This is a genomic window from Cryomorphaceae bacterium, from assembly GCA_007695365.1.
In the GTDB taxonomy this organism is placed as follows: Bacteria; Bacteroidota; Bacteroidia; order Flavobacteriales_D; family SKUL01; genus SKUL01.
In genome coordinates, this window is record REDV01000067.1 from 23,868 (window position 1) to 32,745 (window position 8,878).

The 8,878-nt window shown below is 49.3% G+C and carries 10 protein-coding genes; 7 read left to right on the forward strand and 3 right to left on the reverse strand.

What is annotated here, in order from left to right; all coding sequences use genetic code 11:
• The first annotated feature begins 2 nt into the window (after positions 1–2).
• Entirely contained in the window at positions 3–1,043 is a 1,041-nt protein-coding gene (locus EA392_04840; GenBank protein TVR40022.1) for an AI-2E family transporter, read from the forward strand.
• 208 nt (positions 1,044–1,251) lie between these two features.
• Here the strand turns inward: EA392_04840 and EA392_04845 are convergent, their stop codons facing one another.
• On the reverse strand, positions 1,252–2,103 hold the full coding sequence (locus tag EA392_04845) for a hypothetical protein (protein TVR40013.1): 852 nt from the start codon (positions 2,101–2,103) through the stop codon (positions 1,252–1,254).
• A 101-nt stretch (positions 2,104–2,204) separates the two neighbouring features.
• Positions 2,205–2,804, reverse strand: a complete 600-nt coding sequence (locus tag EA392_04850; protein ID TVR40014.1) for a hypothetical protein — start codon at positions 2,802–2,804, stop codon at positions 2,205–2,207.
• A 136-nt stretch (positions 2,805–2,940) separates the two neighbouring features.
• On the opposite strand from EA392_04850, the gene EA392_04855 reads away from it, so the two are divergent.
• Genes EA392_04855 through EA392_04880 form a run of 6 tightly spaced genes read left to right on the forward strand, consistent with a single transcriptional unit; the run spans position 2,941 to position 8,514 of the window.
• Positions 2,941–3,438, forward strand: a complete 498-nt coding sequence (locus EA392_04855; protein ID TVR40015.1) for a hypothetical protein — start codon at positions 2,941–2,943, stop codon at positions 3,436–3,438.
• Between the two features lie 6 nt (positions 3,439–3,444).
• Entirely contained in the window at positions 3,445–4,191 is a 747-nt protein-coding gene (locus EA392_04860; GenBank protein TVR40016.1) for an outer membrane lipoprotein-sorting protein, read from the forward strand.
• Between the two features lie 33 nt (positions 4,192–4,224).
• Positions 4,225–5,451, forward strand: coding sequence for an ABC transporter permease (locus EA392_04865; GenBank protein TVR40017.1), 1,227 nt, complete (start codon positions 4,225–4,227; stop codon positions 5,449–5,451).
• A gap of 6 nt (positions 5,452–5,457) precedes the next feature.
• Positions 5,458–6,669 carry an ABC transporter permease gene (locus EA392_04870; GenBank protein TVR40018.1) on the forward strand — a complete coding sequence of 404 codons (1,212 nt, stop codon included), beginning with the start codon at positions 5,458–5,460 and terminating at the stop codon, positions 6,667–6,669.
• A 7-nt stretch (positions 6,670–6,676) separates the two neighbouring features.
• On the forward strand, positions 6,677–7,360 hold the full coding sequence (locus EA392_04875; protein ID TVR40019.1) for an ABC transporter ATP-binding protein: 684 nt from the start codon (positions 6,677–6,679) through the stop codon (positions 7,358–7,360).
• Between the two features lie 17 nt (positions 7,361–7,377).
• Positions 7,378–8,514, forward strand: a complete 1,137-nt coding sequence (locus EA392_04880; GenBank protein ID TVR40020.1) for a hypothetical protein — start codon at positions 7,378–7,380, stop codon at positions 8,512–8,514.
• A gap of 67 nt (positions 8,515–8,581) precedes the next feature.
• Here the strand turns inward: EA392_04880 and EA392_04885 are convergent.
• Positions 8,582–8,878, reverse strand: a 297-nt coding sequence (locus EA392_04885) for a T9SS C-terminal target domain-containing protein (GenBank protein ID TVR40021.1), incomplete at its 5' end; no start/stop codon positions are given.

The following is an 8,878-nucleotide window of genomic DNA, read 5'->3' on the forward strand; positions in this document are numbered from 1 at the left end:
TGATGGATTTTAAGAGTTTGCACACAACCAACAGACTGCTGATGATTATCGCGGTGCCCGTGGTATTTTACATCCTGAAGTTGCTGTCTTTCATATTTGTGCCTCTACTTCTGGCTGTTTTCATATCACTGATATTTATGCCGATGGCAAGGGGTTTGGCGAGAAGAAACGTGCCTCATGTGCTCTCGCTCCTGTTGGTATTGATCATCATCACAGCCACCATTTTTGTGAGCATAAAAGTGGTTCAGCTTTCAGGACAGGAGATTGTGGCCGGCAAGAGCGAGTTCTACCAGAATCTCGATCAAAAGGTTGGTAGCTTTATTGTGCCATATGCACGCATGCTCGGTATCAGCGCAGATACCTATGACAGCGCCATCAAAAGTATCCTCACTGATCCGCGTGTAAGTGATACGCTGTACGATAACTTCGGAATAACCTTTGGCCTTGTGCGAAAAACTGTTACGCTCATTCTGCTCACGCTTTTCTTTCTGATACTGCTCCTTGCAGGTTCGCTGAATTTCAAGGATATCATGTCGGACACAATGTTCAAGAATTCCACCCGGAGCGTAAAAACCTTTATGAACATTGAGCGGAGCATCGTGAAGTTCCTCAAGGTGAAGTTCTTTATGAGCCTTGGTACCGGTGTGGGTTTCACTTTGATTTGCCTGTTTTTCGACATTAGCTTCCCGCTGTTTTGGGGCTTGCTCGCTTTTGCCATCAATTTTGTGCAGATGATCGGCTCAGTGATATCCACAGTGCTGGCGGCCGTTTTTGTTTTTATCGAGAAGGACATGCCCGGTACAGCCCTGGGGATATCATTGCTTTTTGTGGGAGTTCAGGTTGTTTTTGGTTCTATTCTGGAGCCGATCCTCATGGGTCGCAGTTTTTCCATCAACATCATTGCCGTGCTGATTATGCTGATGTTCTGGGGGTTTTTGTGGGGCATCCCCGGCCTGATTCTCGCCATTCCGATTACGGCGTTGCTGAAAATTATTTTCGAGCAATTCTCCAATACCAAAGTGCTCGCGAGATTGATGTCGTAGTCCCTTTCGATTAATATTGGGTGTGGAGTGAATTGAATTTCCACAAAATCAATGCAGTCACAAAAAAGTGCTTTACACCGGAACTTTTTTAGCGCTTATGCGTAATAAGAGAGGATTTGGTTAATAGATTGGTTAACATGATTGGTTAGAACAAGCGCGGCCCGACGAAAGTCGGGCCGCGCTTGTTGTATAAAGAAGTATTCAGCGTTTACTTAATCTGAATAATGAGGTAACTTGTGGTACTCCAGAACAATTCGGGGTTGGTGATGATGAGCTTGTAGTCTTTGTCTGTTTCTCCTTCAAATGTGTAGGCTTCCGATGGGTGAGGTGAAAGCAGTTCGGCCTTTTTAGAACTCAGGTTGATTTCTGTAACCTCACGCTTGTCAATGGTCACAAAGTCATCCCGATTAAAATCCTGACGCATTTTTTTGCCCGCAATCAGTCCCGCACGCTCGGCAATATCCAATTCTTTCAGCTCTTTAAAGGTGCCTATTACGTAGTACACCTCGTTGGTTGTAGTGGTGAGCTGGTCGAGATTGGTTTGCGTTTTTCGGATCTCCGCAGCCAATTCCTCGTTCATCTTATTGAGAATATCAATGGTGAAATTAGCGGCAACCAGGTTTTGCTTGAGATCTTCAATTTGTTTGTCCTTTTCTACAATTTGCCTTTCCAGCCCGTCAACAATGTTCTTGTAGCGCCCAACTTCGCCTTTGTAGTTGGAAACGGTTTTGTTGAGCTGGGCAATCTGTTCTTTGTTGGCCTGCAGCAGGGCGTTGATGTCCTGAATTTCGGCTTCAATGGCCGCGCGTTGATCGGTAGAGAGTTCAATGTTTTTACTTTCCAGCCGAATGGTTTCCTCACTTTCGCGAATCATGGCGAGATTGCGCGAAATGGTGGCAAAGCTTTCATCAAATGCCACCAGTACAGAGTCTTTGTTTGCCGACTCCATTTCGAGCCGCGTTTTTTCGTGTTCCAGTTGTTCTATGCGCTGCTCAAGCTCCTGAGTGTTGCAAGACGCCAATAGTGCCAGTAACAGGCCGAGGGAAAGTAGGTTTTTCATGGTTGTTCTGTTTGACGCAAAGTTAACAGAAGCACCCATGCCAAAAACAGTGGATTACGAACTTTATTCACCGCTATTGGTGAATGATGCAAGGCTTATTCTCAGGGTTGCACAGCACCGCGGACATTCCAGTTAATGCTGGCTCCGGTGCGATTCAGAAAGCGCGACCACACCTGGTCGCTTTCAGCCCACATCCAGTCGCCATGCCCGTGCGCAGGCCCCGGATCGCAGCCGATGTAGCGGCCCTCTGTGGCCACCTGAAAACGAATGGTAACCCACAAAGGGTTGTCCTCGATAGCAATATTGATGGTATCTGGAATGGAGACAAAATTCCAGTTGTTGCGGTTCAATTGCGTGATGTTGGAGGAATAGACCAAATCGTTGGGACTTTGGGTTCCACCTTTGTAAACACGGACTTGTGAGCTAAGCGGCTCGCTGGCAACGTAAAACTGTATACCGGCCAGTTTTCCGCCTTGAAGATTCTGCTGATCGGCAGGAGAGAAGCGGGCACCTTGCTCGTACAATCCGGGCTCCAGTACAGGTGCATCCACATTGTAAGTGTCGTGATGAAGTGCTTCCAGTCCGGAAGGCAGCGAAGGAGCGTAGTTTCTGACCTCCTCCTCCTCATCGTCGCGGTTACACGCAACAGTTACCAGTAATAAAAGGGGAAGAGCAAGCCATCGGAGTTGAAAGTGATTCATAACGGTAAATTTTGGTAAAAGTACGACCCTCAAATAACATGCCCTTTAGGGCCAATCCCAAAGCTAATTGTTTACTGACTCATGTCATTTTTTAGAGCGGCCATGAATCATACTTTTGTCATTCAATGAATGAATTATGCCTGGAAAAGTAGCCGTCATTTACGCCAGCAGACGAGGAGGAACCCGCCTTTTTGTTGAGCGCCTCCAACAAGAGCTGGGTGCTGCTCAATGTGAGCTGTACGACCTCAAAGAAAATCCCTCACCAGTCATTGATTCTTCGGCAATCCGTGTGGTAGGTGGTCCGGTGTATGCCGGAAACATGCTCGAAGAAGTAAAAAAGTATTGCGAAAGCCAGCAGCAGGCGCTTTTGCAAAGTCGCCTGGCACTCTTTATGTGCGGAATGAATGAGCCGGCATTTGCAGAGCAGCTTAAAAATGCGTTCCCGGAACCATTGCAGCAACACGCTTTTTGTGTGAAAGCAGTTGGAGGGGCTTTTGATTTTGATAAACTCAATTGGTTTGAGCGATTCCTGGTAAAACGAATTTCGGGCGTGCGAAAAAGTACGGCACACTACCTGGAAGACAATATTGGCGCACTGGTAGGCGCAGTAAAGGCCGAAATGACCCAACCCTGAACCATCATGAAGAAATCATTCTCCATTCTATTGCTGGCATTTTTCTGGGCTTTGACGGGCATTGCCCAGGATGCGGGCGAGATTATCCGCAAAATGGAAGATCGCATGCGCGGCGACGAAGTGTATATGGAGGTTACCATGGAAATTGTACGCCCCCGCTATACCCGCAGCATGAGCATGAAAAGCTGGGCCCTGGGCGAAGACTATTCGTTGATTCTTGTGACAGCACCGGCGCGCGATCGCGGTATTGCCTACCTCAAGCGCGACAAGGAAATCTGGAACTGGATGCCTTCCATTGACCGGCTCATTAAATTGCCACCTTCCATGATGTCGCAATCGTGGATGGGGAGCGATTTTACCAACGACGACCTCGTGCGCGAAAGCTCAACCATCACCGATTACGAACACAAACTGCTGGGGCAGGAAGAAACAGGTGGATACATGTGCTACAAAATTGAGATGATTCCCAAGCCTCACGCAGCGGTGGTTTGGGGCAAAGTATGGGTTTGGGTTTCCTCTGAACACTACTTTCAGCTACGTACTGAGCAATACGACGAACGTATGGAGTTGGTGAATACCATTGTTTTCAGTGATGTAAAAGACCTCGGCGGAAGGGATATTCCTGCACGCATGGAACTCACTCCGCACGATAAAAAAGGACATAAAACCGTGCTGGTTCAGGAATCGGCCGATTTTAGTCCGGGCCTCGACGTATCTTTCTTCTCCATTCAAAACCTGCAACGCGTACGATAATTCTATGTGTAAACCGGCAAATACCCATAGCGCATGTTCACCTTAATCGTTTTGGCATGGCGCAATCTTTGGCGCAACAAACGCCGCACATGGATCACCGTATTCTCGGTGGTTTTTGCGGTTTTCCTGGCTATTACACTCGAGTCGGTTGACAGGGGCTCGCAAGAGCAAATGGTGGAGAATGTGGTTGGTTTCTCAACCGGATACATCCGAATTCAGGATACGCTTTTCAAAGAAGAGCCCTCCATTGACAATACCATGTTTTACAGTGATGAACTGGAGAAGGCCCTGCTTGAGGAATTTCCGGCCATCGATTACCTCGTGCCTCGCATCGAAAGCCACGCACTGGCAGCAGGCGAAACCAAGTCGAGGGTGGTATTGCTTATGGGAATTGACCCCGGGCAGGAAACGCGCTTCAACGATGTGCGTCATCGCTTACGCGAGGGCAGTTATTTTGAAGAGGGTAGTGGCACTGCGCTCATTGGCCTGGGGCTGGCCCAAAATCTAGAGCTCGGTGTGGGCGACACACTCGTCATGCTCGGTCAGGGTTTTCACGGCATGACAGCTGCCGGAAAATGGCCCGTGGGCGGAATTATCCATCACCCGGTACCCGAACTCAACGAAATGATTGTGTACCTCACCATCGATGATGCACAGTGGTTCTTTATGGCCGACGATCGCCTTACTTCGCTGATGGTTACTCCGCGCAATCATTCGCGCCACAAGCAGCTTGCAGATGCCCTGGCGGCATCTTCACTACTCCATGACTACAGTGTATATACCTGGGAGGAATTGCAACCTGAACTGGTTCGTACCATTGCCTTCGACCAGGCGGGTACCAAAATATTTTTGCTCATCCTGTATGTGGTCATTGCTTTTGGAATATTCGGAACGGTGCTCACCATGACCCTTGAGCGCGAACGAGAATTCGGAATGCTCATAAGCCTCGGGCTTCACCGCTGGAAACTGGGATTGGTGGTCTTTGTAGAAACACTTATCATCAACGGAATGGGGGTGCTCATCGGAGCGCTTTTGTCGCTTCCGGTGATATTCTATTTCTATTTCAACCCCATTGGCCTCGGCGTAGAACTGGAGTCGCTCATGGCCGAGTACGGAATGGATGCGGTGCTGCCTTTCTCACTCGACCCACGCATTTTTACCGAGCAGGGCACCATGGTGTTTTTCATCAGTATGGTGATTGTGGCCTATCCGCTTAGCAGAATAATGACATTGAACATACTCGATGCTTCACGAAAATAAGACACCATGATACTGCGAATGGCATGGAGAAATATCTGGCGCAATAAGTTGCGGAGCATCACCATTATGATGGCCGTGGCGCTGGGACTTACGGCCGGAGTGTTTGCCTCGGCCATGATCAACGGAATGATGCAGTCCAGATTTCACGAGTTTATTGAAAACCAAATTTCCCACCTTCAGTTGCATCATCCCGATTTTGTGGGTCAGCAGGAAGTGTATCAGCACACCGGTGTGCCACGCGACCAACTCGACCGGGTACTGGAAAACCCAATGGTTCGCGCGGCTACTGTTCGCACAAAAGTACACAGCATGATTGCATCGGCCACCTATACGGGCGGAGTTGAGCTGATGGGAGTACTGCCTGAAAATGAAAAGCAAACCACCGGTTTTCACAACAATGTGGTGGAAGGAAATTACCTCGAAAAGCACGGTACCAATGAAATCCTGTTGGGGAGCGCCCTCGCCGAAAAAATGCGCGTGCAGGTGGGTTCCCGGGTGGTGCTCACGTTTCAGGATGTTGACCACAACATGGTCAGCGCGGCCTTCCTGGTTACCGGTCTGTATGAAACGGGCTACACCCGCTATGATGAGAGTTTTGCACTCGTTCACATGGATTATCTCAACAACCAGATTAATATTGGAAATTCGTTTCACGAGATGGCCCTTCTGCTCACCGATATTGATCACATCCCCGCCATGACAAAAGAATTGGAAGTGATGTTTCCCGGTTTGCACGTGCGCGCCTGGAACGAAGTGAGCCCGGAGATGAGCGTTCTGGTTGAAGCGGGCGATGTATTTGCCTACATTTTTCTTGTGATTATCCTGCTCGGACTCGCCTTTGGACTCCTCAATACCATGCTGATGGCCGTGTACGAGCGCACCCGCGAAATCGGTATGATGATGGCCATTGGCATGAACAAGCAGCGCATTTTTGCACTCATTCTTTTCGAAACCCTTGCGCTATCGTTGGTTGGAGGAGTATTCGGAATTGTGGGCTCCTGGGCTATTGTTTCGTGGGTGAGCAGGGTAGGAATTGACCTGTCTGCCTTTGACGATGTGATGAAAGAAATCGGCTTCTCGCCGGTAATTTACCCCGTACTGGAGACTGCTTTTTTCATCACGCTGATCTTGTTTGTGATGCTCACGGCTTTGATTGCTTCCATATACCCTTCACTGAGGGCCATGCGCCTCAATCCCGCTGAATCCGCCAAAAGATAGAATTGCTATGTCTGTAATCCGCACCCAAAACCTCACCCGCATCTACAACCCCGACGAAGTGCCGGTGTACGCTCTGAACGATGTTACCCTGAGCTTTGAGGAAAAAGAGTTCACCTGCGTGATTGGTCCATCGGGCTCGGGGAAATCCACCTTGCTCAATATGATTGGCGGGCTGGACAAACCCACATCGGGAGAGGTGTATGTGGACGAGCAGCGTATTGATAAAATGTCTGAAAACAAGTTGATTGACTTTAGGTTGCAGCACATAGGCTTTGTTTTTCAGTATTTCAACCTTATACCTGTACTTACAGCCTATGAAAATGCTGCTTTTATCATGCAGCTTCAGGGCAGACCCGAGTCTGAGATCCGCGAGCGTGTGACCACTTTGCTTGATGAGGTAGGCCTCTCCAAACGGATGGATTACCGCCCTGCACAGCTTTCGGGAGGTGAGCAGCAGCGTGTGGCTGTGGTGCGGGCCATGGCATCCAAACCCCGGTTTATTCTGGCCGATGAACCCACGGCCAACCTCGATTCCAAAGCAGCCTTTCGGTTGCTTGATATCATGGCACAACTCAATGATGAGGAGGGAATAACCTTTATTTTCTCTACCCACGATCAGCGGGTGATTGACCGCGTGCGACGCGTGGTTAAAATGGTGGATGGCAAAATTGACGAAGACGTTGTGCGGTGAGTTTGCGTTGCGTCACGTTGTGGGTAGCATGGCTGATATCAGGAGTACTCAGCGCTCAGACCTACCCGGAGGCTCCGAGGCTCGACGGTTATGTGAAGTACCTTCCGTCGTTGAGGCTCTCGAGCGACCTCGATGAGGTTTTCTTTGACCAGTTGGTGCACAACCGCATCAATTTCAACTGGCAAATTGCCGAACCCGTAAGAGTACACGCCGGGTTGCGTACGCGTGTGTTTCAGGGATACAATGTGCGAAATGTGCCGTTCTACCGATCATTTCTTGAGCAGGATTTTGGTGCCATTGATGCCTCATGGGTATTGTTTCAGGAAGGCTCGTGGATGATGCACACTACACCCGACCGGTTTTTTGTGGATATAGAGAAAGGCAAGTGGAGGGTTCGCGCTGGTCGGCAGCGTATTAACTGGGGTATTAACATGGTATCCAATCCCAACGACCTTTTTAATACCTACTCCTTTTTTGATTTCGACTACGAAGAACGTCCCGGTACCGACGCATTGCGGGTGCAGTACTTTGCGGGCTCACTGTCGAGGATTGAGGTAGCGGTTGCCCCCGGGCGAACTTTGAACGAATCCGTAGCGGCCATGCTCTACAGTGCCAACTTCAGCGGTTACGACCTTCAGGCTATTGCCGGGTACTTTCGCAACCGACTCGCACTGGGGGGCGGTTGGGCAGGAAACATTAAATCTGCAGGCTTCAAGGGCGAGGTAACTTTCTTTAGTGATCTTGAGCCTGTTGAAGGCATTGAAGCATCCAACCTGGTGCTTGCTTTTTCTGCGGATTACCTCTTTGGCAACGGCATGTATGTGCTGGTGGAATACCTCTTTAACCAACAACGCAGGGGAGTGGAAGCCGACCTGATGCTCTTTGTACAGCCGCTCTCTGCCGACAACCTCTCGTTTACAGATCACGCCGTGTTTGCCACGTGGCGCTATCCGTTCTCGCCGGTTTTCAGTACCGGACTTGCCGCTTTTTACTTCCCCACAGAAAGCGGTATGTTTCTCTCTCCTTCGGTAGAGTGGAGTGTGCGCCAAAACCTCGATTTCATGTTTATTTCGCAGTTGTTTATGGGCAGGCAGGGCAGTATACTTTCACAGGCCGGCTACCTCGGGGCAGTGGTGTTGAAGTGGTCTTTTTAGTATGAACCGCAGCGCCCAGGAATGCAGTAACCCTTTTCAGTCTTAACATATACTAGAAGCACAGCTTTTAGTGTTGTACCACGACTTTACCGGCAGATACTTTTTGGTTATTCTGCCAAAGCTGGTAGAAGTACATGCCGGATCGTTCGTGGCGGGTATCCCACAGTACCTGGCCTTCGTAGTTATCGCCGAGATCAAAAGACCTGATTATGCGGCCGCTGACGTCGAAGATGAGAATTGTAGAACGAACCGTACAGGTACTGCACCGAAAAGTTACCCGGTCATTGGCGGGATTGGGGAACACCTGCAATGCAACAGCATCTTTCTCATCTACTGAAGTGTACAGTGGTACTTTCTTTAGTTT

Bases quoted from the DNA above. Each gene is read 5' to 3' on its own strand.
- EA392_04840 (TVR40022.1), top strand. From the start codon at position 3: ATGGATTTTAAGAGTTTGCACACAACCAACAGACTGCTGATGATTATC.
- EA392_04870 (TVR40018.1), top strand. From the start codon at position 5,458: ATGATACTGCGAATGGCATGGAGAAATATCTGGCGCAATAAGTTGCGG.
- EA392_04865 (TVR40017.1), top strand. From the start codon at position 4,225: ATGTTCACCTTAATCGTTTTGGCATGGCGCAATCTTTGGCGCAACAAA.
- EA392_04855 (TVR40015.1), top strand. From the start codon at position 2,941: ATGCCTGGAAAAGTAGCCGTCATTTACGCCAGCAGACGAGGAGGAACC.
- EA392_04860 (TVR40016.1), top strand. From the start codon at position 3,445: ATGAAGAAATCATTCTCCATTCTATTGCTGGCATTTTTCTGGGCTTTG.
- EA392_04875 (TVR40019.1), top strand. From the start codon at position 6,677: ATGTCTGTAATCCGCACCCAAAACCTCACCCGCATCTACAACCCCGAC.
- EA392_04850 (TVR40014.1), bottom strand. From the start codon at position 2,804: ATGAATCACTTTCAACTCCGATGGCTTGCTCTTCCCCTTTTATTACTG.
- EA392_04845 (TVR40013.1), bottom strand. From the start codon at position 2,103: ATGAAAAACCTACTTTCCCTCGGCCTGTTACTGGCACTATTGGCGTCT.